This window comes from bacterium (assembly GCA_026398675.1).
GTDB lineage: Bacteria > RBG-13-66-14 > RBG-13-66-14 > RBG-13-66-14 > RBG-13-66-14 > RBG-13-66-14.
In genome coordinates this window covers 1-26,747 of sequence record JAPLSK010000343.1, presented here as the reverse complement: position 1 = coordinate 26,747, position 26,747 = coordinate 1, and the positions used below count along the sequence as shown (strand labels likewise).

Here is a 26,747-nt window from a genome sequence, read left to right as displayed (position 1 = left end):
GACCAGCGCCGGTGGAGGTTGTGGATTGTCACCAGGACGGGCACCCCTCGCCCTAGGCCTCTGTGCGCAGCGACCGCCGGCAGGATTGCCTGGGTATGGACCAGGTCGCAGCCCCTCTCGGCGACCAACGCCGCCAGTTCCCGGGACAACCGCGCAAGGCCCGGTGGCGTGCGGCTGTGCGTCCGCAGCTCCACGACCTCCACGCCGCTGTCATGCGCCTCGGGGGAGAGAACGCCGCCGTGCGAGACCAGGGTCACCTGGTGTCCGCGCCGGACCAGGCCGCCCGCCAGCGCGATGGTGTCCCGTTCGGCGCCGCCGGCGATGAGGTGGGGGGTGATGAGCAAAAGACGCATTTTACACGATGCCCAGGGCTTCCTCGTACAGACGACGGTGCTGATCCAGGTTCCGCTCGAAGGAGAGCTCACGGATGACCCAGGCGCGGGAGTTTTCGGCCATCCTCTCGGCTTCCCGGGGATTTTCCAGCAGGCGGGATATGGCCGCGGCGCAGCCGTCCACGTCGCCTATTTCGAAGACCAGACCCCGGTCGCCGTCCGTGACCAGTTCCGTGCTCCCACCGGCTCTCGAAACGACGCAGGGAACTCCGGCGGCCTGGGCCTCGATCACCGCATTGGGCAGCCCTTCGGAGAGGCTCGAATGACAGAAGACGTCCGCCGCGGCCAGCACACCCCTCACGTCTTCGGTCCGGCCTAAAAGCTGCGCCTCCTCCCCGAGCCCCAGCTTCCGGATGAGGTCCTCGACCTCGGGGCGGAGGAGGCCTTCGCCGGCGAAAAGGGTCCGGATTCCGGGGTGGGTGTTCTTCAGGCGGGCGGTCGCTTTCACCAGGGTCTGGGGATCCTTGGGATGGCGGAGGTTGGCCACCATCACCAACACCGGCCCCGAGGTCAGCCCGAGCTTCCGCCTGGCTTCCGTACGCTCGTCGTCCGTCACGTGCGGCCCGGCTTCGATGCCGTTGTGGATGACCCGGAGCTTGGATTCCGAGCCGCCCCGAGCGAGAACCATCCCTCCCACCGCCCGGGAGTTGACCTCGATCAACTCCGCCCTCCGCCAGTACCACCGGCAGGCCGTCAGGTGATACCAGCGCTTCCAGGGTTCCAACCCCCCCTCGAAGACAATCGCTTTTCTGCCGGTCCTGCGGGCCGCGGCCACGGCGTAGAGGTTCCCCGAGAATAGCTGACCCGCCACCAGCGGCCAGTCTTCCCGTTCCAGCTTCTCCGCCAGGGCCCGGAGACGGGCCGGCCCCCGGGGGCGGTTCGGCAGGGTTACGACGGGGCAAGGGTTCGCGATTCGGGTGACGGTTTCATTCCACTCCTCACCCAGGACCACTATTTCCACCCGCCATCCCATCTTCGCCATCCGGCCGGCGATGTTTGCGAGCTGCTTCTCGGCTCCGGCCATGCACCACGGCCCGATGGCGTGAAGAACCGAAGGGCGCTCACACCAGGCTTCAATCGAGGTGCTCTTCGTTTGCCACCTCCCGCTCTTTTGCCGGGCGGGACAGCTTTTTGACTGCGATGTCGTAAGCCACCATGGGTAGTGTGATGTAAAGATAAAGATATTTGGTATAAGTCCCCAACATGAAACTGAATATCAATAAGGAGACAAGGGACACCACCGTCGCCGTGGACAGGAGTCGAATCCCCTGGTCACCGGCCGACTTGGCGAGCTTCATCGCGCGAAATCCTGACCGTAAGGTGAGGATGATTAGAATCACAAAGGGGATGAATCCTATCAGACCGAACTCGACGAGGATCTGGAAGATCGCCGAGTGCTCCGTTAGGCGCCTTCGCTTTATGATGTAACCGCCAAGCAGCTTTTCGGGGGCCGTTCGGTACTGCATGTATCCCACACCGAAGATCGGATTTTCCAAAAACAAGTGGATGGAGGTGTCCATCAGTTGTTTTCTGACCATCACCGATCGTTCCATATTCTCGTTCTCGAAAAGGGAGTTTAGGGTTTCAACCCGCGACCAGTACTCGAAAGGGATGACCGCGATGATTATCAAGACGGTGAGGATTAAAAGAATCAAGCGGTATCTCAGTTTTATCACCGGTATTATTAAAATTAACACGAGGATGAGCGCCAGCGTGACGAAACCGGCGCGGGAGAAGGAGATGACAACTGCGGCGAACGTGAGGAAGGCCAGCGCGATAAAAAAGACCCGGCGAACCACGCTCTTTTGATAGTTGCTGAGGTAAACCGCGATTGGAAGCGCGACCAGCGTGTAACAGGCGTACTCGTTCGGATCTATAAAATTCCCGGCGATTCTTCCGCAGTCTGGTACGGTGAGATACTGGTACAACCCCAGCGCGCTGTCCAAACCTCTGGCCAAAAGAATCACCACGAGCAACCACCATAACCGCTTCTCCGTGTCCACGTAGATGCGCGTCAAGGCGAAGAGGGCCAGGAATTGAAAGTGCTGCTCGAAGAATTCCGACCGGGGGTTGTGGCTGACGATGGTCGAGATTGAGCCGGCCGCGATCAGGATGAGGACCGCGATGCCCCGTTTATCGAAGGCCCGTTTGATCCGCTGCCCATACTCCGGTGTCCTGATCGCCGTTACGGCGATGGTCACGGCGAGGAGGAACACCCCCCCGATTTTGGCCAGGGTGAATGTATCCGACCCGAGAAAGCCGTAAGGTAGGAAGTTGACGACGAAAATGTAACCGAGATACGCGACGAAGGGGTACTTCAGGGAGATGCCCAGGACGATGATGCCCACCACGAGCAGGCCGACGAAGTAGTAAGGCAGGTGCAGGATCGCACATGCCACCAGATATGCCATCGCCAGAAACGCGCACGCGGTGAGATTGCGGTGTTGACGGGCGTATTCCAGCAGTCGCCCGTTGGCCCTTTGGAATATGCCTGGTTGTGAAAGGTTCATCGCGTGTTATCCGGTCGGGCGGCTACGTAGTCGTACAGCTCGAGGAGATATTTGGCCAGGAACGGCCAGTTGTACCGTTCGTCAACCCGTTTCCTGCCCGATTCCCCGATTTTTCCGCGCAAATTCGCATCTTCCAAAAGCATAGCACAGGCGCGGACCAAATCGGCATCGGTTTCGGCCACCAGGGCGTCCCGACCGGGGATGAACTCGATCCCCTCCATGGTCTTAGGGGTGGCCACGAGGGGTTTACCGGCGGCCCAGGCCTCCGGCACCTTGTTCTTGAAGCCCACGCCGTAGGATAGAGGGCTGCAGTACACCGATCCCCGGGCAATCCACTCCGACACCGATTCCACCCGGCCGGTGACGACATTCCCGGGATTACCGGCGGCGGCCCACTCCATGCGACGGGTGGGGCGGTTTCCCACGATGAAAATTCGAAGCCCGGGCCACTTCATGCGGAGCGGGGGGGCTATCCGCGTGAGGAGTCTCAGCGCCGCCACCTCGTTGGGGGGGTAGTCGAAGGAACCGCTGAAGACGAGGCTGGGGAATTCCTCGGCCCGTGGTTGGCGAGCCGCTGCCGGAATATCAACGCCGTTGGAAACGACACCCACGTGCAGGCTGGGGTTCAGCTTCATCACGGCGTGGGCTTCCACGGTGGTGCACATCCCCACGGCGTCGTAATAACCGTACAGACGCGGCTCGATGCGTCGGAACTTGATAAAGTCAATGGCGAGGGGCGGCTTTTTGCGCCAGGGAGCCATTTTAAGGTTTTCCATATAATTTCTGTAATAGGCGTCGTGCGGGACGATCAGCCGCGGCGGCGTCCTCAGGCCCACGACGGAGTAGCCGAGAAAACACCCCTCCACGTGCAAGAGATCGTATTTTTCATCGCCGAGAGCCCGCTTTACCGCACCCCGGATGGGCGAATTACGGAAGAAAGAGAGGGGCAGGGGAAATGGACTTACGAGGGAGCGCAGTATGTCCCGGCAGTCCGGTCGGTGTCGGAACGGTTCGATTCTGATACTGTGGGCATGGGGGCGCAAACCGTCAATGTCCTCTTGCGAGGGCGGGGCGGGTGGGAAGAGGAGGAGGTCCACCTCGTGGAACCGGGAAACCTCGCGCAGGAGATGGAAAAACTTGCTCTCCCCCCCGCCCACCGGGGGGTAGGGCATCAGCATCGAAACGCAAAGCACCCTATATCCCGGCACGACCTTCCCCGTTCAGCATTTCGCGGATGAGCCGGACCACCCTGGCTGTGGAGCCCCCGTCCGCCGCGCATTCGTGGTGGGCGATGTAGTCCTCGCGACCCCGGGCCAGTTTTTGTAGAGATTCTCCCTCGAAGACCCGTTTTATCGTTCGCGCAATCCCTTCCGCGTCACCCGCCCGAAGAACCGCCTCCGAATCAACGTAGGGCAGTACCGCGGGCCTTTCGTCGGCCTTGAATACCACCACCGGTCGCCCTAGCATGATCGCCTCCACGCCCACGGTGGAGAACGCGGTCAGGATGACGTCCGCGGAAGCCAACAAACCGTATAAATCCAGCTTCTTGGGCAGGAGCGCCTCCCGGGGCGCCCCAAGTTCGGATAGAACCAGGCGCAGGTTCCGGAGGTCGTCGCGGGGGTGCGGTTTGACCGACACACGAAGCCGGGGTATCTCTCGACCGGCGAGGAAGGCCCCCCGCAGCATCTCCCGGCGCATGTCCTCGGTGAGCGCGACGTCGGGCGGCTGGGTGATGACGACCAGCAGGCGTTCATCGGTCTCTTTCTCGACGGGTTCTTTTTCCCGGTACCGGGCAAGCCCGTCGAAGGAGGGTTGACCGGTGACGACCAACTTCTCCCGGGGGACCCCGTTCTTGGCGTAAATGTTTTCCGAGTACGCGCCGCTCACCGCCAGCCTGTCCGCTTCCATCCGTCCGAAGAGCGGCGAGTCCCAGATCATGTCGTGGGATTCGATCGCCAGGGTGGGAATCCCCCTCGCGGCGGCCATTCGGAAGGCGAGGTTGACGAGCTCGTTGCGCTCCGTCAGGCAGACGAGCACCCCCGGCTTCACCGCTTCGATCAGCTCCTCGAGCGCCGCCGCCCGGGGAATCAACCCCCATAGATACTGTCGAATCGTGTACAGGAGCCAACCCCGGGCGAACTCACCCAGGTCCAGCCCCCGCCACGGCAGGCGGGGCAGAATGCGGGGCAGCTCCGGTCCGATCTTCCAGTAACTCCGGTAGTTCCCAATCCATTCACCGAGACGCTTGAACCGGACCCACGCGTCGAGGTCGTACCGGCGGACGGCGGGGGGAAGCGCGCGTTGCTTCACCCGGTATGTCGTCACAAGCCCGACCCGAACCTCTCCGGGCAATTTTTCCAACAACGGCCGCCAGGTCGCCCTCTCGTGGGGCAGGGTCGTCAGAATCAGGCAGTCCGTTGGTTCGGCCCTCCGGCGCCTTCCCAAGGAACGCGAAAGCGACAGCGCCAGCTTGAGCCGACGGGCCAACCCTTCGTTCAGGATGAAACGCTGACTCACACCGACCCGGGAGGTGCGTAGACGGCGGGCAAAGGGAATGTGGGCCGTGCCGGGCGAGGTGTAGCGGACGCCTTTTCCCCGGCAAACCTCATCGAGAACGCCTGCCAGGAGCTCATCCCCGCCCAGGAGAGTGGTCGTGTAGACGCCCCCGGTCAGGGCCGAATCCAGAATCGCCGCGCCCAAGCATAACCGGCGTAAACCATACCAGTAGAAGAGGTGCCAGATGACCCGCGTCACGTCGTCCCGACCGAGGGCCTCGAACACACGGTCGGTGAGCTCCTTGGACTCGGCGTCCACCCGGCGGATTCCCTCCCGCCCCAGAACCTCATCGGAGGTCGTCACGACGACACCTTTGTCCCGGCAGACCTTCAGCACCGACGCGCCGAGCACGCCCGGGAGCAAATCCGCCACGGTCGGTTCGCGGCCGATGCGCCTCTGGTGGTCAATCTCCCGCCCGAGCGCACCCGGAGCGACGTAACCGGCCAGACCCAAAAGAGATGGCGCCCTAATCATCAGACTCACCGCGGGGTCGAAGCAGGCGTTCATGGAGCCGGACCTTCAACATCTTGAAAAGCCCCAACCGGTGCTCACCGTAAAGAATGAGTGGCAGCGCGAGGACGAGGAAGACGCAAGCTCCGGCTGTCAGGCGCAAGAATGGAGGCCAGTGTTCGATGTAGGTCAATCCAAACTTCAGCCCCTCCACGAGCACGCCGACGTAACCCAGAGGCAAGAGGAGTCGCAGGAGGAAGCCCAATCTCTCCCGCAGATTCATCCCCACCTCTTTCGCGGCGAAGTGGTTGATGAGGAGGGAGTTGAGGATGATGGCAACCGTGCCGACCATCACGATGGACCAGCTGGACCCGAAGCGGAACAGGGCCAGGATGCAACCCGCGACGGCCAGGAGCAGGATGCCGATCTGCATCCCGATCCACAGCCCGACGCGCCGGCGCTCAATGAGGAGATTGATGAGGGTGTTCCCGGCAATGGTGATGATGGCGTAGAAGGCCATCCGGGGCGCGTAGAGGTCTATGAGCGCCAGAGACGGGGCGTAAGCGGGCAGCCAGGCCGCCAGGACCGTCCTCGCGCCAATGACCGTCAATCCAGCTATCAGGGCGCCCACGTAGGCGGTCGCCTCGGTGTAGGTCACCAGACGGCGCCTGAGCTCGCCGATTTCGCCGGCGCCGGTGCTGCGCGCCAGTTCCGGGTTGAGGACGATGCCAAGTTTGCCCGGGACCAGAATGATGAGCATCCCCACCGTGGCGGCCAGGTTCAAAAAACCCCGGTCAACGCCGCCTATGAACCGGGCGATGAACAGCTTGTCCACGCTCTCCAGGCTAAAGCGAAGGAATACGACGATGGTCAGCGGCAGTCCGACGCGCATCACCCGGAAAATTTTCGACCAGTTGAAATGGGGTACCAGCCGCAACCTACGGGGGTAGCCGGTCCGGCTCCAGTAGATGACGACGAAGACGATTTCCACGATTATCAGGGCCCCGGCGGCGCCGAGAACCCCGAAGAACTGGGCTCCCAGGAGGGTGAGACCGACGGAAGAGAGGAAGTAGAAGAACTCCAGGACGGCCAGGAAGCGGAACCGTCCCTCGGCCTGGTAGAAGTTCGTCAGAATGGCCGTCAGGTTCCTTAAGGGGACCAGGGCCGCTCCGGCGCCGAGGATGGCGAACCCGAGGAGGGTGCCTTCTTCTATCTGGGTCCAGCCGAAAAGGAAGGCGGCGAGAATAGCCACGAGCCCCATCAGGAGCACGAAGCCCAGGGAGGAGTTGCGCAGATCGGCGATTTCCTCCTCCGGGGTTCCCGCCCCCCGCAGGTAGGGAATCTGGCGGTAGATGCCCAGCGTCACGCCGAGATGGGCGTAGGCCCCGTAGCCCACGATGAGGTTGATGACGAGAAGCAGCCCGTAGTGCGCCGGATTGCCTATTATTTTCGGCAGGAGGAGGGCGCGCACGATGCTCAGGCCGGCGCTGACCAGGCCGGCGGCGGACATCCAGAACGTGTCGCTCCAGAGGCGGCTCGGTTTATCTTTACCCGTGGGCAATCCCGACCTCGGGTGTACTGTTCCCCGGAAAACTCGGCCCTGGGGAAAAAACGGCCGAAAGCGGTCTCCCGGCTTCCGGCTCAAAGATGCTGATGGTTACTCCCATTCTCTACGTAACTCGGTCAGCCGTCGGTCAACCTCTTCCGCGTGCGCCGCGAGGCGCTTCACCGCCGCGGCCACCCGCCGGACGTCCTCTTCGGCCTGGTGGGAGTAGAGCGGGAGACAGAGCACGTTCTCCGCGAGATTCTCGGTTACCCTCAACGTCCCCGCCGTCCGGGAGAGGCCGGCGAAACGGCGCTGGAGGTGCAGCGGTGGCGAGAAGTACTTCTTGGTGCCGATGTTCTCCGCGGCGAGCCCCTGAGCGAGGTCGTCGCGCGTCATCCCCAACTTGTCGGAATCCACGACGACGGCGAAGTCCTTGAAGGTCGAAACCGCGCCGGGCGGCAGCTTCTGGAATCCCAGACCGGGGGTGTCCCCCAGCTCGTCATAGTAAACCTGGACCAGCCGACGGCGCGTTTCCAGGTTTTTCACCAGGTGCCGGAGAGAGGCCCTTCCCAGCACGGCGTTGAGCTCGCTCATCCTGCCGTTCAACCCCCGGGTGGGATCGGTGGCCGAGTCCAGAAGACCGAGGTTCCGGCGGCGCCTCAAGTCGGCGGCGGTCGTCTCCTCGCGGCAGACGATCAGGCCGCCCTCCCCGGATGTAACCGGTTTAGTAGGCGAGAGGGAGAAGACCTCGACGTCGCCGAAGCGCCCGGCCGGCGTGCCGTCCTGGTCGGCGCCGAAGGCATGGGCGGCGTCAAGAATCAGCGGTATCCCGTGGTGGTCGGCCAGTTCGCGCAGCTCGGCGACCGGGGGCGGGCAGCCGAAGATGTACACGCCGACGATGGCCGACGGCGCGCCGTTTGTTTTATCCGTTATGGCCTTGGACACCGCCCCGGCATCCACGTTGAAGTCGTCGGCCCTGGCGTCCACGAACACCGGCGTCAGCGCGTTCCACGTCGCCGCCAGCCCCGTGGCGAAGTAGGTGAAGCTGGGCATCACCACCTCGCCCGGCGGCTCGATGCGGGAAAGGGCCAGGACCAGCCCCATGGTGCAGCTCGATACCGCGACCACCTTCTCCGGCTCCGTCCCCATCCACGCCGCTGCTTCCCGCTCGAAGGCCTCCACCTGCGGACCGTTCGTTATTATCCCGCTCGCGAGCACCGCCCGGATCTCGTCGGATATCTCCTCGAATTCGGGCAGGGTGGGTCTGGCCACCGGGATGGGCTCCCGGAAGGCGGGCGCGCCGCCCAGTATCGCCGGCTGGTCCTTCCCCTCCAGGTCGGCCGGGGTCAGGAGCCGCGTAGGCCGTCCGTCCTCGATGAGGGGGATGAGCTTGATTCCCCGGGTCTGCGCGAGGAGGGCGAGCCCGGCGCGGTCGTACCCCGTCGTCGCCGTCACCGGCTTGCGGCAGTAGAATTTCACCACCGGATCGTCCTGGCCGCCTCCCCCGAGCAGGTGACGTCGGACGTCGCCGTCGGTTAGCGTGCCCAGCAGCCTGCCGTCGGAGTCCACCACCAGAGCCATCCCCAACCGTCCGGCGTCTATCACCTCCATCGCCCGGCGCAGCCCGTCGGTGGGGGATAGGAAGAGATTTTTCAGGGGCAAGGGGTTTCGCCGGGGGCGTAGCTCGCTTCGCTCGGTTAAACCCCTTGTCTCCTTTCTGGCCACCATAGTACCTCTCAGTTAAAGTGAGAGCGTTTTATCCAGGAGGGTCTCGTCGGTCGGGGTTTCCAAAAGTTTCGCCAGGGCCTTCTGCGCTGCGCCGCCGTCGCCGTATGGGGAGGGCTTCCGGAGGAGCCGTTCGCGGATGCCCGCCTCGGCGAGGATTTTTTCGAGCGCCCTCCGCGCCTCTCCGGGGTCCGAATCGGCGTCGAGGACGTTGGCCCCGCGCTCGCGGCCCTTCTGCCTTGGTCCCACGTTGACCGCGGGCGTTCCAAGGACGGAGCACTCGATGATCCCCGCCGAGGAGTTGCCCACGAGGGCCCGCGTCCGGCGCAGGATTTCGGTGAACGACTCCGGCGCCAGACTGGTCTGGAGCGCGCGGTGCGGTTCACGCCCCACCCACCGCTCCAGCTCCTCGACTATCGGTCGTCCCCCGGCGTCGGCGTTGGGGTGGAGGACGAGGGTGGGGAGCGAGGCGGCGTCCAGCGCCTCCAGGCACGCCGTAAGTCCCTTCGCCGTCTTCTCCGGCTCTCCGGGGAGGGGGTGGTACAGCAGCACCAGGAAATCGCCGTCCAGGTTCAGGCCCACCCGTTCGCCCAGTTCGCGGAGCTCCTTGGGGTCGAGGGGCGGGCTGGAGAGGACTCGATCGGCCGCCAGGGAACCCACCGGGTGCACCCTCCAGGCCTCCTCCCCCCACGCGAGCAGTCTTTCCGCCGCGGATCGGGTGGCGGGGAAGAGCAGGTGGGCCAGACGGCTGACGGCGTGTCGCGGCCCGTCGTCCACCAGGGAGAGGTCCCCGGCGTGAAACTGGGCCAGGGGTACGCGGCAGTACCAGGCCGCCACGGCGGCGCCCAGCACCTCGACCCTGTCCCCCAGGACGACGAGCCAGTCCGGCCGGTCCCGCCGCCAGAGACGGGCCAGCTCCCCGGTCACGCGGGAGGCCAGCTCCGCCATGCCCGCCGGGGTGTCGTCATCCTCGACCACCGGGGCCAGGGTCACCGGCTCGAACCCGTCCCGGCGTATCTCCTCCACCGTCATCCCGCGTGAGTGGGAGAGGTGACCGGCCGCCGCGTAGAGCAACAACTCGGCCCCCGGCTCTCCCTCCACCCGCCGGATGAAGGGGCGGAGCAGGCCGTAATCGGAGCGGCAACCGGTGAGGATGGCAATCCGCCGCTGCGTCAAATCAGGGCTTCTTGATGTAGAGACCGCCCAGGAGCCGCCGCTTGACGACGTAGGTGCCGTGCTTGGCGATGTGCTCCTCGGCGGCGTGGAAAATTATGTCCAATAGATCGTCGCGCGTGCGGGGGTCGGTAGCCAGGAGCCCATAGAGCTTACCGGTCGCGTAGAACTCGGCCACGTCCTGGGGCCGGGGGAAGCTCAGATCGTTGGCGAAGTCTATCCGTTTCCCGGGGCCGAAGACCTCGTCCAGGAGCGGCAGGATCTCGGTGGTCATGTCCCTCCCACGGGCGGCCATCTCGGCGGTGGGGTGCTCCCCCACCAGCTCCCAGTGCATCTGCATGAACTCGGCCTGGTCGTCGGGTGCGGAACCGGTGACGAGCAACCGGCCGTTGGGGCGGAGGATCCGTCCGATTTCCCTCACGGCGAGGTCGAGATCGGGCATGATGGTAAGGGTGAAATTGGACGCCGCCGCGTCGTAGGAGCCGTTGGGCCAGGGCCAGGGAGCCTCCCACCGCCAGAGGTCGAAGGAGATCGGCAGGTCGCCCTTGTCGAGGGCGTCCCAGGCCGCCGCGTAGTCCGGTTCGTTATCTATCCCCTTGGCGTGGCCGTCCGGCGCCACCGCCCGGGCGAGCGGAACCGTTATTTGTCCCACCCCGCAGCCGATGTCTAAGACCCGTTCCCCCGAGGCCAGACCCAGGTTGGCAATGGTCCAGCCGGCGAAGTCCGCGTTGCCGAAGCGGCGGTGGATGGAGGCCACGCTCCTCAACCGGATGGCCTCGGTGGGCAGCGAATCGGGAGCGGTATCGTAGATTTCGTACTCCACGCTCACCCCTCTTTAAAAAAGGCTTCGATTACTCCAGATCGTCTTCGGTCAGGGGTTGATCCGGGTCCAGCTTTCCTTTGATTCTTCTCCCGTACAGACCTTCCACCCCGCGGGGGTCCAGGCCCACCGCCGGGCGCTTGGCGGTTAAATCCCCCGGGGCCAGGCGGTGACCCGTCTCCAGTCTCCGCGTCGTTCGCAGGCCCTTGCGCGCTACCGACCGGGTGTTCTCCTCCGCGGGGGTCGCGCGTTTTTCCCCATCGCCCAGGATGCGCTCCGCGTTGCGTATCCCGCGGATGAGTTCCCGGAAACCGGCCGGGTCGAGGCTGGCCGCGTGGTCGGGGCCGAGGCCGCCGGTGTCCAAGGTGAAGTGCTTCTCCACGGCGCAGGCGCCCAGGGCCACGGCCAGGCATGCGGCCAGGGTGCCCGGGCTGTGGTCGGAGAGGCCCACGGGGCGGACGAAGCGGTCGTGCAGGGCGGTCAGGGCGCGCAGGTTCAGCTCTTCCAACGGGGCTGGGTATGAGCTGGTGCAATGGAAGAGGAGAATATCCGCTTCCCCCAGGCGGTCCACGGCCCAGGCGACGTCTTCCAGATTCGCCATCCCCGTGGAGACCATGAGCGGGAGCCCGGTATGCCGCGCGGCGTCCAGAACGAAGGGGTCGGTGAGCTCGCCGGAGCCGATTTTCAGCGCCGGCACGCCCAGCCGTGCGGCGGCGCGCACGTCATCCTCGGAGAAGGCCGAAAGGATGAAGTCCAGGCCCAGCCCATCGCAGCGTGATTTTACCCGCGCGAAGTCCCGCTCGGTGAGCTTCAGCCGCTCGAGCATGGCCAGTTGGTCCTTCCCGCCGGCGTTTTTCCGCTGGTAACGCGCCGGGGGCGCGCCTGCGGCGACGAGATTTTCGGGGGTGAAGAGCTGGAACTTGACCGCGTCGGCTCCGCACTCCTTGGCGGCGACGGCGAGCTCCAGGGCCTTCTCCGGGTCGCCGTCGTGGTTCACTCCGCCCTCGGCGACGATGTACACCGGTACTCCCGGCGCCAGCAGGCGCCCGCCCACCCTGAAGGCGGCTACCATCGCGCGGCCCTCTTGGCGTGGATGAGCCCGGCCTCGGCCACCGCCATGTCCCAGGCGTCGTCCACGTCCACCGACTCCCAGGGCTCCATCACGAATGCGGCGCAGCGGTCGCCGAGAAGGCGGTCGGCGGCCAAAAGCTCCGGGGAGGTAGCGTAAATCGCCCCGTTGGGGTAGTAAAAATCGGGCAGCTCTTGACGGCGGTCGGGCCGTTCCCGTTCGATCGCCTCGACCAGCCCTCCGGTGACGCGGTAGGCCCAGGCCGGGTTCTGGCGCATGGGGCTCAGCGAGAGCAGGGAATCGAACCCCCCGGATAAAAGCAGGTCCAGTGCGGCGTCCAGGTGGGCGGCGGTCCGCAGCGGGGAGGTCGGTTGAAGAAGCACCACCCATTCCGGGGCGTACCCTTCGTCGGCGTGCAGGCTGGCCAGGGCGTGCTGGAGAACCTCCAGGGAGGTGGAGGTGTCTCTCGCCAAATCGTCCGGGCGCCGGAAGGGGACATCGAGGCCCAGGCGGCGTCCGAGGCTCGCTATCTCGTCGTCCTCGGTGGAAAGAACCGCCCGCAGGGGATGGACGGCTCCCAGGACGCAGTCGGCCGTGTAGGCTAACAGCGGCCGCCCTCCCAGGGGGGCGAGGTTCTTCCGCTCCAGGCCCTTGGATGAGCCCCGGGCGGGGATGACGGCGAGTATTTCCATGTCTTTTTTAACCGGCCTCGCGGCGGTTGGAGCCGGATTATCCAGGTGATATTACAAAAAGGGGGTCCTACCCGCAAGACCGCCCTTCTCGCCGCTTTATCAACTTGCAAAGTGAAAAACCTAGGCCAGCCACACGTTCCCATCGTTGGGGATTCCCGCGGTGGCGTTCCGCGTGTCCACGACGAGGGCCGCGCATCGGACTACCTCCCGGTAATCGTAGTCGGAGTGGTTGGTCACGATGACCACGGCGTCGTAGGCTTTAAGCTCGGCGTAATCCTTCAGGGGGATGCTCTGCAGACGCAGCTCGGTCTGGCGCGTGGCGGGCATTTTTTTGATGTACGGGTCGTGGTAGTCCACCTTCGCGCCGCGTTCGAGGAGACCCTCCATGACCGGAACGGCGGGGCTTTCCCGCATGTCGTCTATGTCGGGCTTGTAGGAAATACCGAGGATGAGGATTTTCGAGCCCTGGAGCGGTTTGCCCGCGTGGTTGAGCGCCTCGGCGGTGCGCTCCACCACGAAACGCGGCATCCCCGTGTTTATCTCGCCGGCCAGCTCGATGAAACGGGTGCTGAACTCGTACTCGTGGGCCTTCCAGGTGAGGTAGAAGGGGTCTATGGGGATGCAGTGCCCCCCGAGGCCCGGTCCCGGGCGGAAGGGCATGAAGCCGAAGGGCTTCGTCGAGGCGGCGTCTATCACCTCGTGCAGGTTGACCCCCATGCGCAGCGCCAGCATCTTCAGCTCGTTGACCAGGGCGATATTCACGGCCCGGAAGGTGTTCTCGAAGATTTTGGTCATCTCGGCGACCTCCAGGCTGGACACCGGGACCGTTTGTTCGAAGACCCGGCCGTAGAAGACCTTGACCAGATCCAGCCCCGCCGGAGTCAGCGCGCCGATGACCTTGGGAATCGTCCGGGTCCGGTAGTCCTTGTTGCCAGGGTCCTCCCGTTCCGGGGAGAAGGCGAGGAAGAAGTCCGTCCCGCCTTTCAGGCCCGACCCCTTCTCGAGTATGGGCAGGACGACCTCCCGGGTGGTGCCGGGATAGGTGGTGGACTCGAGGATCACCACCTGCCCCTTTTTCAGCCGACCGGCCACGTCCCGGGACGTGGTCTCGACGAAGCTCAGGTCTGGCTGTCGGTGGCCGTCCAGCGGTGTGGGCACGCAGATGGCGATGACGTCAACTTCGCCCAGGCGGTCGAGGTCGCCGGTCGCGGTGAGGAGGCCGCCGTCCACGTACGGTTTAATCCGACCGGCCGGAATCTGCTGGATATAGCTCTCGCCTTTTCGGAGAAACTCCACTTTCGTCGGGTCTATGTCGAATCCGACGACGCGGATGCCGGCCTCGGCGAACTCCAGGGCGAGGGGCAGTCCCACGTATCCCAGGCCGATGACGCCGAAAACCGCCGGACCCTCTTTGAGTTTTCTGGCCAGTTCGTTGTGGTTCATATCCTCATGGGGTGGGGTAGAGTCGTGGTTTAAGCCATTGGACAAGCTGCAAAGTAATCCGCCCCCCGGCGCCGAAGAAACCGTGGGTGCGGTGGTAGATACCGTGTAGGAGCCAGGCCAGCCCGGCCCTGGCGGGCATCGGTTTCACGCCGCGGACGGAGCCTTTCCACCGGCGGGCCGTGACGCGGCCGATAAGGTTTCCGGTGCGCTCCATCGCCAGCACCGTGTCCGCGTTGCCCCACCAGCCGCCTGCGTCCCGGTGGCAGAGGCGGTGGACGACCTCGAGGCCGTCGGGATTTATATAGGCCGCGATCTCGCCCAGCCGGGGAAGCGTTTTGCCGAAGGGCTCCAGGAGAATTTCGGCCCCGTCGGGTATCAATTCACCGTGGCATCGGCCACGGCTCATCACCCATCGGGGACCGCTCATTCGCAGCGCTTCCGCTATGAGCCCGGCTTTCAGGTTATGTGTAATAAGACCTTCTATGGCTAAGGTGTCCGGTTAGGGTCGAGGACATTTCGGGTCAACCAGGGGTGTAAAGCATCTGGTTACGAAGCAAACTGATAGATCGTACACTGGCCTGGGTTTTTTCTGTAGAAGCATCCCGTGTGTTTTTGACAAGTTAGTATGGTTCTCCCTGCATACTCACACCTGATGGATGCCTCCTGAAATATTCTCTCACTGGTTAGATTCGGTGGGATGTAGCTCTTCTTGCTCATTTCCGTTTCCTTTTCGTGAAAGGTGGAGAGTATGGGCGGATTTGTAATTGCTTGCCGCCTGACAGGCGCTGGGTGAAGGCTTCCAGAGACTGCCGGTTTCGATGAGGGCCAGACCGGGACAGCGCATGCAAGAGTCGGCGAGCTCACACCCCAGGCAGCCCGGAGGGGCTAATTGCATCAGCCCGCTCAAGTACAAGTTCAGGGGGGCATGATGCCATATTCTCCTCAAGGTGTTCCGCCGGACGTTCCCCATCGAGACCCGCAGTTGCAGACAGGGAAACACCTCCCCGTCGGGTGCGACGGATAAGGTCGAGAAGCCGGCCGTGCAGCCCATCACGGGTAGAATCCTTTCCTTCCCCGTTTCCGTCGGTTCGTTATCCTCTCGGTAATAGTTGTCGTAGATGAAGCAGTATTCCTCGGTGTTCAGCGCCGTCTCGAGGGGTCCCGTACCGCCGTCGTTGGCCGGGGTGATGGTCGAGCTTATCATCGGCTGACCGCCCAACGACAACATGAAGCGGTCCAGCTCGTTGACGCGCCTGAAGTTCGACCGCAGGAGACACCCTTTGAGGTTGACGTATACGCCGGCCGCCCGGAGCCTTTTTACGGCCTCGATTGTCCGGGAAAAGCTGCCGGGTGTGCGGGTAATCGCCTCGTGCGTGGCGGCGTCCGGCCCGTGGAGGGAGATGTCGACGTAGCGGACCCCGCAGCGGATCAGCCGGTCAACGTCCTCCTCGGTCAGGGTCGTGGCGTTGGTGAAGACGCGGATTACCGTTTCCCGCCGGTGCAGCTCGTCCAGGATGTCCCAGAAGCCCGGGTACAGGGTCGGTTCCCCCCCGGTGACCGTCACGTAAAAGGTTCCCAGGTCGGCGAGCTCGCGGATTGTTCGGATCCAGTTCAGGGCCGGCATCTCCTCCTCGTGGGGGTCGCCCGGCGTCAGGTAGCAGTGCGTGCATTTGAGGTTGCAGCGGTAGGTAAGCTCGAATGTGACGATATACGGAATGTGGCGATGGAAGGCTTTCCAGCGGAGATTCGAGAAGACATTCGATTCTGCAACCCCGTCTTTCATTCTGTCGTGAGCCGCCTTTTTTTAACGCGCGTGGTGGAGGTCAGCGCGCGTACTCCACCAATCCTTTTTCCCCAAGCACCTTGAAGAACGTTGTTAGATCGTTCCTGAGCTGATGGGGCTCCGCGTCGTACTCCGCCAGGATGGAGCTTTCGATTTCGCCGAGGCTGTGTTTCCCGTCTATCAGGTTCCAGATGAGGCTCCCCACCTCGTTGAAGTTGTGGAGAAAGCCGTCGTCGGGGGTGATGGCGAAAATCTCGCCATCCACATCCTGGGAGGGTATGCGTCCCGCTTTTACGGGCACGGCGTCGGGATCGTAGGTTTTCATAGAAAATACCCTAGTGATTCACCGAGGTGACCGAGGATGTAGGTCAGTGAGCGGATCCGCGGGTCAGCGAGGTAAAGCCCCATCAGCCTGGATCGTGCCCGTACCCCTTCCGCCCCCTGTCTGAAAAATTCCCTCCCGATTCGCCCCGGCCTGAGCGGTTCTCCGGGTGGGACGAGCTTTCTCACCGTCGGGTAGCACCGGAGATAATCAAGGGCGAAGGAGACCGTCCGTTCCAATCCCGCCTTGCGCGCCAGCGTGTAGAGTTTACCCCAATCGAGTCCGGGACACAACAGCCAGATATCGTACACCGACAGGAGGTGGGGATCGAAGAAGTGGTTCCCGCAGAGGCTGGTCCTTGCCCCAAATCAGGTGATTCCAACGCCGCCAGAGTCGCCGCCCCAGCCGTCCCCGGGTGGCCAATCTCCAGCCTGTTTTTTCCGCCGCCTCGGCGAACCGGGCTATCTTTCGACGCTCGAGGTAGAGATCCAGGTCCGCCGCCGGTCGGGTGGCGGGCGGGTACAGCCGCGCGCGGAAATCCAATCCCTTGAGGGCCAGCGGTTGCAGCGCCACCGTCGCCGCCAGAAGGTCCAGGAGCGGGGCGGTTTGGACCAACTCCAAGCGGGCTTCCTGACGTCTTTTCTCCTTTAGGGAGACAAGAATGTCAACTTGCAAGCCCTGTGCCAAACCCCCGACGTGGAGCTTCCAATCCGTCAGCGGGGCGAGTCGCTCCTCCGTCAGCCATTCCAGGGCGTTTGGCGTTTCCATAATATGACGAGTCAGATCGCCCGGATCTCGACTCGTCAGTGCGGTGAAAAGGGTTACTTTTTGCCCCGGAAACGTTTCCAAATCGAACCTTTGGACCGCTCCGCTTCGTCGTCGTGGTGGTAGTAATAGTGGTAGTACCTGTGCGATTTGTACGTTCGGGTGAGATCCACTTTGTTCAACACGAATCCCAGGATCTGAGCCCGAGCGTTTCTCAGGAGGTTCACCGCCTCTTTGACGGCCTCAGCCTCGCTCGACTCGGATTCTATGACCAGGATGGTTCCGTCAACCAGGGATCCCAGGATGGCGGGATCGGTCACCGCCAGGACGGGGGGGGTGTCCAGAATCACCCTATCGTACTCCTGACGGAATCGTTCGAGGATATCCTTTGTCCGGCGGCTGGACAGGAGTTCGGAGGGGTTCGGCGGCGGGTGCCCCGAGGGGAGGACGAAGAGGTTTTCGACCCGGGTGGATCGGATGACGTCCTCGTCCGTTCTGTCCCCGAGAATGAGCTCGGTGAAACCGGGCGTGTTGGGGATGTTGAAGAAACGGTGCATTTTCGCCTTGCGCAGATCGGTATCCACCAGTAGGGTTTTATGACCCTGCTGGGCGATGGACACCCCCAGGTTCGCCGTGGTCGTGGTTTTCCCCTCACCCTTGCTGGGGCTCGTGATGGAAAGGACTCGGATCTCCTTGTCAATGCTGAAGTATTGGATGTTCGTCCGGATGATGCGGTACGTTTCGGCGATGGGGGAACGCGGGTTCTCCAGAACGATCAGGCGACCCTCACCGAGCTCCTCGAACTCCTCGGTCGCTTTCGGGATCGTGCCGATCGCTGTGAGGCCGGTCAGGTTGGCGATTTCATCGGCCGACTTCACCGTCGTGTCGTTCATTTCGACGATCATGGCCAGGCCGATTCCGATGATGAGACCGACGACCAAGCCGAGGAGGAGATCCGACGTGTGGTTGGGGCTCATCGGCGCCGTGGGCCGTATCGCCCGATCAACGATGCGCACGTCGCCCGTTTCCATGCTCTCGTTGATGCGCGCCTCCTCGTACCGCTCGAGGAGCAGCGAGTGGATTTTCGCCACGACGTCGCTCTTTTGCTCACGGATGGAGAGCTCCATTTCCTCCCGCGGCATGGTGGAAAGCTCGCCGGTCAACTGGGCGATGGAACTTCTAGTTTGTTCGATCTGGGATTTCTTGCCTTCGATGGAGATGCCGAGAGCACCGGCGGAGATGGTGTAAGAGAGCTGACTCTCGATGTCGTTCTCGATGGAGTCCAGCTCGCGGTCTATCTCGTCCAGTCGGGGATTGAGCGGGCCTGAGGTTTGAGATAGACGCTCTCTCTCGATCGTAAGAGATCCGGCTTCCCGAACGAGCTCGACCAGCATCTGATCCATCTGGAACGCGGGCCAGGAGCTGATGGCCGTCAGAGTGCCCTGGTCCAGCTCACCTCGATTGAGGTAGTTCCCGACGATTCTTTTTTGTCCCTCAAGCTCGGCGAGTTCACGTTCCAGGATGTTCTTGTTCTCCTCGACGACGCTCAGGCGGCGAATGCGCTCCCTCGCTTCGTCGGGGAAGGACACGGTGCCCAGCTCTTCCTTGTACTCTCTGAGGAGGTCCTCCGTAAGCCGCAGCTTGACTTCGGCCACTTCGATCTGCTGTCCGATGAACTCCCGGGCCTTTCGGGCGCGCTCCTGTTTCCAGCGCAGATTTTCATCCACGTAGACCTCGGCGATGGCGTTTGCAAGCTTGGCCACCAGCTTCGGGTCCGTGTTGGATACGCTGATGATGAACGCGTTTGAGTCTTTGGCCTGTTGAACGGTGATGGACTGACGGATGCTCTCGGCTTCCTGGATGGGATTGGTCACCCGGAAGCTTATAATCCTTTTGGGGTGGGGTTCGGGATCGTGGAGGGTGAAGCCGAAAAGACTGTCGTTCGACACGAAGGGCTGGTCGTAGAGACCTTTGCCGATGACGTTGTACGCGTCGTCCATCACCGAGAAACCGGATTCGCTCTCGATCACCTTGTACTTGCCGATGGGAAAGCCTATTTCGACGAAAGGATCCTGGAAGAACACGCCGTCGGGCAACTGTAATTGTGGATGGAAGGCGAGGTCCAGGCGCTCTACCACGCCCAGGCAGATGGAGCGGCTCGAGATTATCTGAAGCTCGGTCTCCAGGCGGAACGGCTGGAAGGATGTGTAAAAGCCCTCCAGGAAATCGGTGTTCTGTCCCGAGGTCTCGAGAACCAGGGATGCCGTCGCCACATAGGTCGGAAGAGTGGTGTAGGATTGGTAAGCGGCCACCGTGAGCGAAAACAGCACGGCGAAGATGAGAATCCACTTCCGCTTCCGCAGAATGAGGAAGTATTCGGATATCTTGGGTGCGCCGCGTCCGCGGCCTGGGTCTATCGGTTGTTCCACTCTACCAGCCCAGGTTGTAGAGGCGGTTCGCGTCGAATACGGCGCGCAGCGTGGGGGCGATGTTGTTGAGGAACTCGTTCCAGTCGCCGATGAACGTGCGGGGGACGTAAACGATGTCCCCGGCGGCCAGCGGCACGTCAAGGTTCGCCAGACCTTCCTCCAGGATGCCCCGCACGTCGACCAGGTAGAGGCGGGTCACGTCCGGCAATACGCGGATTATGGCGACCTCGCTCTTCACGGGGTTGCCCGAGAACCCGCTGGCTGCGGCCAGGGCTTCTATCAGGCTCATCCGCACCCGGTAGGTGTACAGGCCGGGGTCCTTCACCTCACCCAGCACGTATACCCGGCAGCTTGAGTATTCCAGAACCTCGAGACCGATTTGGGGATGGCCCAGATAGGGGGTCCAGGCCTCGATCAGTTTCTTGCGCAGCTCGTGGGGAGTGTACCCTACGGCGACGAAATCCTCCAGGTAGGGGAGGTTCAGATAACCTTCGGGGTCCACGTGGTAGGAGCCGGAGAGATCGGGATAACCGAGGATGGTGATTTTCAGGAAGTCGTCCGCGCCGACTCTGTAGGTCGTTTCGGCGATGAATTCGGAGGTTGGGTATTCGACCTCCACGACCTCCACGGGCCGGTCGGTCAGGGTGGGCTCCCCGTCGGCCTCGGCCAGACAAGTGGAGAGCAGCAGCAAAACGAGGCCTGTAATTTTTTGACCCATCCGCGTACGCTGGTCCTCGGGGGTTTCCCCTCCATTATTTGTTGAGATTATACGCCTTGGGGGGGGACGGGTCAAGGAGTGCGGAGCGGTTTACCACGCCGGTGGAGCCGTTTCCACTAGGTCGGCGTAAATCGGATATCCTCGGGCGGCGCAACCGTATCCTCGGACGGCGTTCCGCGACGGCGCGGCCGTAAATGTGTCCACGGTGTTGCGAAAAGTGGCGCATTCGCGCGCGTCGGACCGTGATTGCATAGGTTCGCAAAAAAGGTGCCAGGTGCCCCCGGCAGCGCCTTGACCCGCTTCCGGGGACGCTGCTATTATCAGGTTCGAAAGAAGCCTAGAGCAGCCGTAAACCGAGCGAACCGAGCGAACCGAGCGAAGCGAGCTACGCCCCCGGCGAACCGAGCTATGCCTCCGGCAAATCCCCCGTCAAATGAACACCCGGACGCCGGAAAGCCCTAGTATGCATTACGTCGTTTGCATCAAGCAGGTCCCCGATGTCGCCACGGTCAGGATTCACCCGTTGCGCGGCACCCTCATCCGCGAGGGCGTGCCCAGCATCACCAACCCCTTCGACCTCTATGCCCTTGAGGCGGCGCTCGAGCTGCGCGACTTGTACGGGGGCAAGGTAACCGCCCTGACCATGGGCCCTCCCCAGGCCGAGGCGGTGCTGCGTGACGCCATCGCCATGGGCGTGGACGACGCGGTGCTCCTTTCCGATCCCGCCTTCGCCGGTGCCGACACCCTGGCCACCAGCTTCGTTTTAGCCCGGGCAATCGAGCGGCTCGACCCGACGGCGACCCTCGTGTTCGCCGGGAAGCAGGCCATTGACGGTGACACGGGGCAGGTCGGCCCCGGCATCTCCCGGCGCCTCGGCTGGACCCAGCTCACCTACATCAACCGCATCGGAAGACCCGACGGCAGAACGATCGAGGTGGACAGGCTTCTGGAAGACGGCCGGGAGGTCCTGGAGGCCAAGCTGCCGGCCGTGGTCACCGTGGTGAAGGACATCAACGAGCCGCGGTTGCCCAGCCTGCGCGGTCTCCGACGCGCCAAAACGGCCGAGATTCCGGTCTGGAACGCCGACAAGCTGGGGTTGAGCGAGGAGGAGGTCGGCCTGGCCGGCTCGCCCACCCAGGTGGTAAGGGTGTTCACCCCCGCCGCGGGAACCTCCGGGGGCGAGAGGACGGAAGCCCCGGCCCGCGAAGCCGCAGCCATCTTCGTCAAGTGGCTCGAGGACAACCGCATTTTGAAGGAAAGCTGATGCCCTACCTGCGCATCTCCGAGACGCTCTGCATCGGCTGCGCCGCGTGCGTGAAGGTCTGCCCCTTCGGCGCCCTCGAGATGGCGGAGGAGCTGGCCCGGGTGAACGAGCGGTGTACCGACTGCGGGGCCTGCGTCGAGAGCTGCCCCGTCGAGGCCATCATCCTCGATCGCCCCGACGCCGTCGCCGGGGTGAACCTGGAGGATTACCGCGGGGTGTGGGTGGCGGTCGAGCTGCAGTCGAAAAAAGTCGCCACGGTGAGCCTGGAGCTCCTCGGCAAGGGCCGGGAGTTGGCCGACGACCTGGACGTGCCGCTTTCCGCCCTCCTTTTGGGCGACGACGTCGAGCCCCTGGTGAAAAAATTGATCGTCCACGGCGCCGACGTGGTGCACCTCGCGGAGCACCCGCTCCTGGGGCGCTACTCGAACAATACCTTCGTCGAGGCTGCGGCCCAGGTGGTGGAGTATCACCGTCCCGAGATAATTCTCTTCGGCGCCACGGCCAACGGTCGCGACTGGGCCGGAGCGCTGGCCACCCGCCTCCACACCGGCCTGACCGCCGACTGCACCGAGCTTGCCATTGACCTGGAAAACCGGCGCCTCCTCCAGACCCGGCCGGCCTTCGGCGGCAACATCATGGCCACCATCATCACCCCAAACCATCGCCCCCAGATGGCCACCGTTCGCGCGAAGGTTTTTACACCCGTCCCGATGCCCGGCCACGAGGGCCAGCTCGTCCGGGACACCGTAGCCCTGTCCAAGGCCGAGCTCAAAGCGGTCCTCAAGCGCTTCATCGCCTCAGAGCCCGAGGTCAACATCGCCGACGCGCGGATCATCGTATCCGGGGGGCGCGGGGTGGGCAAGCCGGAAAATTTCAAGCTCATCCGCGAGCTGGCCGAGGCGTTGGGTGCCGCAGTGGGAGCCAGCCGCGCCGCCGTGGACGCCGGCTGGATTCCCTACCCCCACCAGGTGGGCCAGACCGGCCGCACCGTCCGGCCGAAGCTCTACGTCGCCTGCGGCATCTCCGGGTCGGTCCAGCACCTGGCCGGGATGCGGACCAGCGAGTACATCGTGGCCATCAACAAGGACCCGCGGGCGCCGATTTTCAACTACGCCGACTTCGGCATCGTGGGCGACCTCCACGAGGTCATCCCGGAGATTATCGGGATGCTGAAGCGGTAGCGGCCCCTCCGGTTGTTCGTGTCGCCGCACATTTACGAAAATCCGTCGGGGCGGGTGTCCACACCCGCCTGTTCACCCCCCTCCCCGACCCGTAAGCGAGCTTCCCCCCAGAGGGAGGAGGGATAATGTAGGGTGGGGATTTTAATCCCCGCCGCTTTAGCGCCTTACCCTCACCCTTGCCTCTCCCTAAGAGGGTGAGGGGACGTACCGACCTGTGCCTCGACGATTGCGATGATGTAGGTGCGGGCCTTTAGGCCCGCCCGCGGGCCGACCTAAACGGCGCGCCGTCGGTCGGCCCCCTACGACTTCTATTCCAATGTAAAAAAAGAACCTCTCGGTTCTCGTTTTAATGACACGGTTCGAGCCAAAATCCGGCTTTAATAAAAAAGAACCTTTCGGTTCTCGTTTTTACACCGGCCCCCTTGTGGGCGTCAGCGCTTCTCGAAGTCGTCGGGGGTCAGGCCGTCCAGGAAGCGGGAGAGGTCCTCCGTGTTCAATACGGCCGACTGCTGCTTGGACTCCTCGAAGGCGAGCACCGATTCGGCCACGAAGATCGGGGCGTTGAATCGCAGAGCCAAGGCTATGCCGTCGGAGGGGCGGCAGTCCACCAGAATCTCGTCCTCGCCGTAAATCAGGTGCAGCTCGGCGTAGAAGGTGTTGTCCCGGATTTCGGTGATGACCACGCGGTCCACGGCGGCGCCCAGGGTGAGCACCACCCGCTTCAACAGGTCGTGGGTCATGGGCCGCGGCGACTTTACGTGCTCCTTCTCGGCGATTATGGCGTTGGCCTCGAAGGAGCCGACCCAGATGGGCAGAACCCGCTCGGCGGCGGCGTCGCGCAGAATGACCACCGGCGATTTCTTCTTGGGGTCGAAGGCGATGCCGGCCACGTCAACGGGGATTTCTTGCTCGTCGCTCATAGAGCGCTCCAGTGTATTCCGTTGGTAGTATAGCCCAGTTTCGGCGATAAATCCAATGCGGGCGGGCTGCCGGCCGCGTTTTTAGAAACCGCCGCCCATCATCTGCTCGGCGATGGCCGGGGGTATTCCCACCTCCTGAGCGGCCCGGGCCATCTCCTCCTGCACCATCTCGTCGGCCTTGACCCGGGCGTCGGCGACGGCGGCCACGATGAGATCCTCGAGGAGCTCCACGTCCCCGGTGCTCGCGGCCCCCGGCTCTATCATCACGCGGGTGACGTCATGGCGCCCGTTCATCTTGACCTTCACCAGACCTCCGCCGGCCTGACCCTCGACGAAGGTTTCCCTCAGCCTGGCCTGGACCTCGGCTATCTTCGCCTGAAGCCGCTGGGCCTGGGCCATGATTCCCTCAAAGCCGCCGGCCGCCATCCGTCACCTCCATCGCGTCCGCTACGTTTCGCCCCGACGCTCCCCGTCCACCCTGACCACCCGGGCGTCGAAAACTTGGGTCGTCCTCTGGATAGTCTGCCGGTCCTTGGATGAAATGCCGTCCAGGTCAACGCCGACCGCCGGACGCTCTTTAACGGTTTCCTCGGCCGCTCCCTCACGGTCCTTGGACGGACTCTCCAAGAGCGCTTCGAAGGTTATCGGCCTCGAGTAGAACTCCGTCGCGACCTGCTCTACGACCCGCACGTTCTCCATCTTGCGGAGCTGCTGGTGGTGGAAGCTGAACTCTGGGGGGAAGACCAGGATGAGCCGGTCGTCCTCCAGGCGGACCCCCCGGGCCTCCGCGGCGAAGGCCCCGACGCTCGTGTTCGCCTTCCGCAGATGGGGGAGGAACTCCTCCCAGGTCCCATCTTCCCGCTCCCTAGGCGTTTTTTCCACTACCTCACCGGTCGGGGGGAGAGTTTTTTTTTGCGCGGCGGGCGGGTTGTCCCCCTCCACACCCCGCAGTCGCTCGGCCAGCTCGGTCAGGGAAATCAGCCTGGGCAGCCGGGATAGCTCCACCAGCGCCAGCTCCAGGGTTAGGCGCGGCTGGCGGGAGAGCTTCAGCTCCACCACGGCCCGGCGCAGGGGGGCCAGGAGCGAGAGCCATGTTTCCGGCGGGACGGCGCGTTCCGATGCCGCGGGTAACCGCTCGGCCAGCCCTTCGGCCTCGCCGCCCAGGGAGTGTATGAACCGGTCGCGCCAGAGGTCCAGGAGTTCCTCGGCGAGAACCCGCGGGTCTATCCCCGAATCCACCGTCTCGGTGACGCAGCGGATGACGGCCGCGGCGTCCCCGTCCAGAACGGCCTCCGTCAGTTCCGCCAGGGTGTCCACGCCGACCTTGCCCAGTACGGCCCGCACCTCTTGGAGGGTAATCCGCTTCTCCCCGTAGGCGAAGAGCTGCTCCAGGGTGCTCTCGGCGTCGCGCATAGCCCCGCCGGCGGAACGGGCCGCCAGAAGCGCCGCCTCGTGGTCCAGCTCGTAGCCCTCCTCGAGGGCGATGCGCTCCAGGAGCATGGCAATTTCGCCAGTGGGGATGCGGCGGAAGGTGAGCCGCTGGCAACGGCTGATTATCGTGGGGGGCAGCTTGTCCGGGTCGGTGGTGGCCAGAACGAACATGGCGTGCTCGGGGGGTTCTTCCAACGTCTTCAACAGTGCGTTGAAGGCCTCCCGGGTGAGCATGTGGACTTCGTCGATGATGTAGATTTTATAGCGGCCACCCGCCGGGGCGAACTTCACGTTTTCCCGCAACGCCCGGATCTCGTCAATGCCGCGGTTCGAGGCGGCGTCTATCTCGATGACGTCCACGTTGGCGCCGGACGCGATGGAGCGGCACTGATCGCACGAGTTGCAGGGCTCCGCCGTGGGACCCGTCACGCAGTTCAGCGCTTTCGCCAAGAGGCGGGCCGTGGTGGTTTTCCCCACCCCCCGCGGTCCGGCGAAGAGGTAGGCGTGTCCGACGCGGCCCTGGTTGACGGCGTTCTGGAGTATCCGGCAGATGTGCTGCTGGCCGATGACCTCGCCGAAAACCTGGGGCCGCCACTTGCGCGCGATGACCTGGTAGCTCATTGATTCCCCTCGGGTGACGCGGGTGATTATAACGCAGCGCCGGACCCCCCGCCACCCCGACCGCGGAGTCCGGGACCGACGCGAGGCACGTCACGGGGCTTGACAGGCGGCTCGCGGGCGTGTTAGCCTACCGCAGCTCAACGGGAGAAAAGGACAGGGCCATGAGCCTACGGTGCGACATCTGTGGCAAGGAAAGCGGGACGGGGTCCAACGTCAGCCACTCTCTGCGGCACACAAAGCGCGTCTTCAAGCCCAACATCATGCGGGTCCGCGCACTGGTTGAAGGAAAGGTGAAGCGGATTCGCGTCTGCACGAGCTGCATACGTTCGGGGAAGGTCGCTAAACCGTAACCGGTCCTCGATTTTTTTAAGAAGAGACAAGGGGTTTAAACGAGCGAACCGAGCGAAGCGAGCTACGCCCCCGGCGAACCGAGTAATGCCCCGGCAAACCGAGCGAAGCGAGCTACGCCCTAGCGAAACCCCTTGCCTAATAAATGGGAGGTCCGCGACCTCCCGTTGTTTATAGTTCGTCTTCCAACCGTTACTCGCCCCGCCCCGCGGTAAAATGGAAGAGCCGCCAGGACATGCCGACCTCGAAGCTCTCCGGTCTGCGCCAATCGGGGTTGGGCCGATTGCCCTTGAAATCGTACACGCCCGCGAGGTCGCTCATTGCCTAAGGCTTTGGGAGCTTGACCAGCTCGGGCGGCGCCTCGCCCCGGTCCAGCTCCGTAGGGGGGGGCTCTGTCCCCGCCCGCGGGCGACCGCAGAGGACTCGTCCTACGGGTCGCCCCTACGTCATCGCAATTAGCGAGGCACGGGCCGGGGTAAGGATTGCCGCGTGTCCCCTCTCCCTTTTAGGGAGAGGCGCGCCTACGGGTTAGGGTGAGGGTCGAGGTAGGGAATGTGAAAACGGCGGGGACTAAAGTCCCCGCCCTACA

At 63.6% G+C, this 26,747-nt stretch carries 25 protein-coding genes; 3 read left to right on the top strand and 22 right to left on the bottom strand.

Features of this window, described 5'->3' with window-relative positions; all coding sequences use genetic code 11:
• The 18 genes from NTW26_10295 to NTW26_10210 all read right to left on the bottom strand — a co-directional run.
• Positions 1 to 353, bottom strand: a 353-nt coding sequence (locus tag NTW26_10295) for a glycosyltransferase (protein ID MCX7022640.1), incomplete at its 3' end; no start/stop codon positions are given.
• Position 354: 1 nt separating this feature from the next.
• Positions 355 to 1,416 carry a glycosyltransferase gene (locus NTW26_10290; protein MCX7022639.1) on the bottom strand — a complete coding sequence of 354 codons (1,062 nt, stop codon included), beginning with the start codon at positions 1,414 to 1,416 and terminating at the stop codon, positions 355 to 357.
• 49 nt (positions 1,417 to 1,465) lie between these two features.
• Positions 1,466 to 2,902: an O-antigen ligase family protein gene (locus tag NTW26_10285; protein ID MCX7022638.1), complete on the bottom strand. Its 1,437-nt coding sequence runs from the start codon at positions 2,900 to 2,902 to the stop codon at positions 1,466 to 1,468.
• A complete protein-coding gene (locus NTW26_10280) occupies positions 2,899 to 4,074 on the bottom strand; it encodes a glycosyltransferase (protein MCX7022637.1) in 1,176 nt (391 codons plus the stop codon). The genes NTW26_10285 and NTW26_10280 overlap by 4 nt, the downstream gene beginning before the upstream one ends.
• Before the next feature lie 22 nt (positions 4,075 to 4,096).
• Positions 4,097 to 5,932, bottom strand: a complete 1,836-nt coding sequence (locus tag NTW26_10275) for a UDP-N-acetylglucosamine 2-epimerase (GenBank protein ID MCX7022636.1) — start codon at positions 5,930 to 5,932, stop codon at positions 4,097 to 4,099.
• Positions 5,925 to 7,469, bottom strand: a complete 1,545-nt coding sequence (locus tag NTW26_10270) for a lipopolysaccharide biosynthesis protein (protein MCX7022635.1) — start codon at positions 7,467 to 7,469, stop codon at positions 5,925 to 5,927. The genes NTW26_10275 and NTW26_10270 overlap by 8 nt, the downstream gene beginning before the upstream one ends.
• Before the next feature lie 96 nt (positions 7,470 to 7,565).
• The gene (locus tag NTW26_10265) at positions 7,566 to 9,116 is read right to left on the bottom strand and encodes an aminotransferase class I/II-fold pyridoxal phosphate-dependent enzyme (protein MCX7022634.1); all 1,551 of its coding nucleotides are present in this window, start codon (positions 9,114 to 9,116) and stop codon (positions 7,566 to 7,568) included.
• A 78-nt stretch (positions 9,117 to 9,194) separates the two neighbouring features.
• On the bottom strand, positions 9,195 to 10,355 hold the full coding sequence (gene neuC, locus NTW26_10260; protein MCX7022633.1) for a UDP-N-acetylglucosamine 2-epimerase: 1,161 nt from the start codon (positions 10,353 to 10,355) through the stop codon (positions 9,195 to 9,197).
• A 1-nt stretch (position 10,356) separates the two neighbouring features.
• Positions 10,357 to 11,175: a methyltransferase domain-containing protein gene (locus NTW26_10255; protein ID MCX7022632.1), complete on the bottom strand. Its 819-nt coding sequence runs from the start codon at positions 11,173 to 11,175 to the stop codon at positions 10,357 to 10,359.
• A gap of 28 nt (positions 11,176 to 11,203) precedes the next feature.
• Positions 11,204 to 12,244: an N-acetylneuraminate synthase family protein gene (locus NTW26_10250; GenBank protein MCX7022631.1), complete on the bottom strand. Its 1,041-nt coding sequence runs from the start codon at positions 12,242 to 12,244 to the stop codon at positions 11,204 to 11,206.
• Entirely contained in the window at positions 12,238 to 12,933 is a 696-nt protein-coding gene (locus NTW26_10245) for an acylneuraminate cytidylyltransferase family protein (GenBank protein MCX7022630.1), read from the bottom strand. The genes NTW26_10250 and NTW26_10245 overlap by 7 nt, the downstream gene beginning before the upstream one ends.
• A 120-nt stretch (positions 12,934 to 13,053) precedes the next feature.
• A complete protein-coding gene (locus NTW26_10240; protein MCX7022629.1) occupies positions 13,054 to 14,376 on the bottom strand; it encodes a nucleotide sugar dehydrogenase in 1,323 nt (440 codons plus the stop codon).
• A gap of 4 nt (positions 14,377 to 14,380) precedes the next feature.
• Positions 14,381 to 14,782 (bottom strand): hypothetical protein, encoded by a 402-nt coding sequence (locus NTW26_10235; protein MCX7022628.1) that lies wholly within the window; start codon positions 14,780 to 14,782, stop codon positions 14,381 to 14,383.
• A gap of 270 nt (positions 14,783 to 15,052) precedes the next feature.
• Positions 15,053 to 16,159 carry a radical SAM protein gene (locus tag NTW26_10230; GenBank protein ID MCX7022627.1) on the bottom strand — a complete coding sequence of 369 codons (1,107 nt, stop codon included), beginning with the start codon at positions 16,157 to 16,159 and terminating at the stop codon, positions 15,053 to 15,055.
• A gap of 40 nt (positions 16,160 to 16,199) precedes the next feature.
• A complete protein-coding gene (locus NTW26_10225; protein ID MCX7022626.1) occupies positions 16,200 to 16,484 on the bottom strand; it encodes a PqqD family protein in 285 nt (94 codons plus the stop codon).
• Positions 16,485 to 16,748: 264 nt separating this feature from the next.
• Complete coding sequence (locus tag NTW26_10220; protein ID MCX7022625.1) at positions 16,749 to 17,249, bottom strand: nucleotidyltransferase family protein; 501 nt, start codon at positions 17,247 to 17,249, stop codon at positions 16,749 to 16,751.
• Between the two features lie 53 nt (positions 17,250 to 17,302).
• Positions 17,303 to 19,675, bottom strand: coding sequence for a polysaccharide biosynthesis tyrosine autokinase (locus tag NTW26_10215; GenBank protein ID MCX7022624.1), 2,373 nt, complete (start codon positions 19,673 to 19,675; stop codon positions 17,303 to 17,305).
• 1 nt (position 19,676) lies between these two features.
• Positions 19,677 to 20,366, bottom strand: coding sequence for a polysaccharide export protein (locus NTW26_10210; protein ID MCX7022623.1), 690 nt, complete (start codon positions 20,364 to 20,366; stop codon positions 19,677 to 19,679).
• A gap of 490 nt (positions 20,367 to 20,856) precedes the next feature.
• Between NTW26_10210 and NTW26_10205 the strand changes: the two genes are divergently transcribed.
• Both NTW26_10205 and NTW26_10200 read left to right on the top strand, forming a co-directional pair.
• Positions 20,857 to 21,657, top strand: coding sequence for an electron transfer flavoprotein subunit beta/FixA family protein (locus tag NTW26_10205; protein ID MCX7022622.1), 801 nt, complete (start codon positions 20,857 to 20,859; stop codon positions 21,655 to 21,657).
• Positions 21,657 to 22,838 carry an electron transfer flavoprotein subunit alpha gene (locus NTW26_10200; GenBank protein ID MCX7022621.1) on the top strand — a complete coding sequence of 394 codons (1,182 nt, stop codon included), beginning with the start codon at positions 21,657 to 21,659 and terminating at the stop codon, positions 22,836 to 22,838. The genes NTW26_10205 and NTW26_10200 overlap by 1 nt, the downstream gene beginning before the upstream one ends.
• 431 nt (positions 22,839 to 23,269) lie before the next feature.
• Here the strand turns inward: NTW26_10200 and NTW26_10195 are convergent, their stop codons facing one another.
• From NTW26_10195 to dnaX, 3 genes are all read right to left on the bottom strand, one after another.
• Positions 23,270 to 23,758: a bifunctional nuclease family protein gene (locus NTW26_10195; protein MCX7022620.1), complete on the bottom strand. Its 489-nt coding sequence runs from the start codon at positions 23,756 to 23,758 to the stop codon at positions 23,270 to 23,272.
• Positions 23,759 to 23,839: 81 nt separating this feature from the next.
• Positions 23,840 to 24,184 carry a YbaB/EbfC family nucleoid-associated protein gene (locus NTW26_10190; GenBank protein ID MCX7022619.1) on the bottom strand — a complete coding sequence of 115 codons (345 nt, stop codon included), beginning with the start codon at positions 24,182 to 24,184 and terminating at the stop codon, positions 23,840 to 23,842.
• A 21-nt stretch (positions 24,185 to 24,205) separates the two neighbouring features.
• Entirely contained in the window at positions 24,206 to 25,810 is a 1,605-nt protein-coding gene (gene dnaX, locus NTW26_10185) for a DNA polymerase III subunit gamma/tau (GenBank protein MCX7022618.1), read from the bottom strand.
• A gap of 161 nt (positions 25,811 to 25,971) precedes the next feature.
• On the opposite strand from dnaX, the gene rpmB reads away from it, so the two are divergent.
• Positions 25,972 to 26,160, top strand: coding sequence for a 50S ribosomal protein L28 (rpmB, locus tag NTW26_10180; GenBank protein ID MCX7022617.1), 189 nt, complete (start codon positions 25,972 to 25,974; stop codon positions 26,158 to 26,160).
• Between the two features lie 190 nt (positions 26,161 to 26,350).
• On the opposite strand, the gene NTW26_10175 is transcribed toward rpmB, so the two are convergent.
• A complete protein-coding gene (locus NTW26_10175; GenBank protein MCX7022616.1) occupies positions 26,351 to 26,479 on the bottom strand; it encodes a hypothetical protein in 129 nt (42 codons plus the stop codon).
• Positions 26,480 to 26,747: the final 268 nt, after the last annotated feature.

Excerpts from the sequence above, each read along its gene's own strand:
- NTW26_10290 (MCX7022639.1), bottom strand. The coding sequence starts at position 1,416 with ATGGCCGGAGCCGAGAAGCAGCTCGCAAACATCGCCGGCCGGATGGCG.
- NTW26_10285 (MCX7022638.1), bottom strand. The coding sequence starts at position 2,902 with ATGAACCTTTCACAACCAGGCATATTCCAAAGGGCCAACGGGCGACTG.
- NTW26_10280 (MCX7022637.1), bottom strand. The coding sequence starts at position 4,074 with ATGCCCTACCCCCCGGTGGGCGGGGGGGAGAGCAAGTTTTTCCATCTC.
- NTW26_10275 (MCX7022636.1), bottom strand. The coding sequence starts at position 5,932 with ATGATTAGGGCGCCATCTCTTTTGGGTCTGGCCGGTTACGTCGCTCCG.
- NTW26_10250 (MCX7022631.1), bottom strand. The coding sequence starts at position 12,244 with ATGGTAGCCGCCTTCAGGGTGGGCGGGCGCCTGCTGGCGCCGGGAGTA.
- NTW26_10245 (MCX7022630.1), bottom strand. The coding sequence starts at position 12,933 with ATGGAAATACTCGCCGTCATCCCCGCCCGGGGCTCATCCAAGGGCCTG.
- NTW26_10240 (MCX7022629.1), bottom strand. The coding sequence starts at position 14,376 with ATGAACCACAACGAACTGGCCAGAAAACTCAAAGAGGGTCCGGCGGTT.
- NTW26_10235 (MCX7022628.1), bottom strand. The coding sequence starts at position 14,782 with ATGAGCCGTGGCCGATGCCACGGTGAATTGATACCCGACGGGGCCGAA.
- NTW26_10230 (MCX7022627.1), bottom strand. The coding sequence starts at position 16,159 with ATGAAAGACGGGGTTGCAGAATCGAATGTCTTCTCGAATCTCCGCTGG.
- NTW26_10225 (MCX7022626.1), bottom strand. The coding sequence starts at position 16,484 with ATGAAAACCTACGATCCCGACGCCGTGCCCGTAAAAGCGGGACGCATA.
- NTW26_10220 (MCX7022625.1), bottom strand. The coding sequence starts at position 17,249 with ATGGAAACGCCAAACGCCCTGGAATGGCTGACGGAGGAGCGACTCGCC.
- NTW26_10205 (MCX7022622.1), top strand. The coding sequence starts at position 20,857 with ATGCATTACGTCGTTTGCATCAAGCAGGTCCCCGATGTCGCCACGGTC.
- NTW26_10200 (MCX7022621.1), top strand. The coding sequence starts at position 21,657 with ATGCCCTACCTGCGCATCTCCGAGACGCTCTGCATCGGCTGCGCCGCG.
- NTW26_10195 (MCX7022620.1), bottom strand. The coding sequence starts at position 23,758 with ATGAGCGACGAGCAAGAAATCCCCGTTGACGTGGCCGGCATCGCCTTC.
- NTW26_10190 (MCX7022619.1), bottom strand. The coding sequence starts at position 24,184 with ATGGCGGCCGGCGGCTTTGAGGGAATCATGGCCCAGGCCCAGCGGCTT.
- dnaX (MCX7022618.1), bottom strand. The coding sequence starts at position 25,810 with ATGAGCTACCAGGTCATCGCGCGCAAGTGGCGGCCCCAGGTTTTCGGC.
- rpmB (MCX7022617.1), top strand. The coding sequence starts at position 25,972 with ATGAGCCTACGGTGCGACATCTGTGGCAAGGAAAGCGGGACGGGGTCC.
- NTW26_10175 (MCX7022616.1), bottom strand. The coding sequence starts at position 26,479 with ATGAGCGACCTCGCGGGCGTGTACGATTTCAAGGGCAATCGGCCCAAC.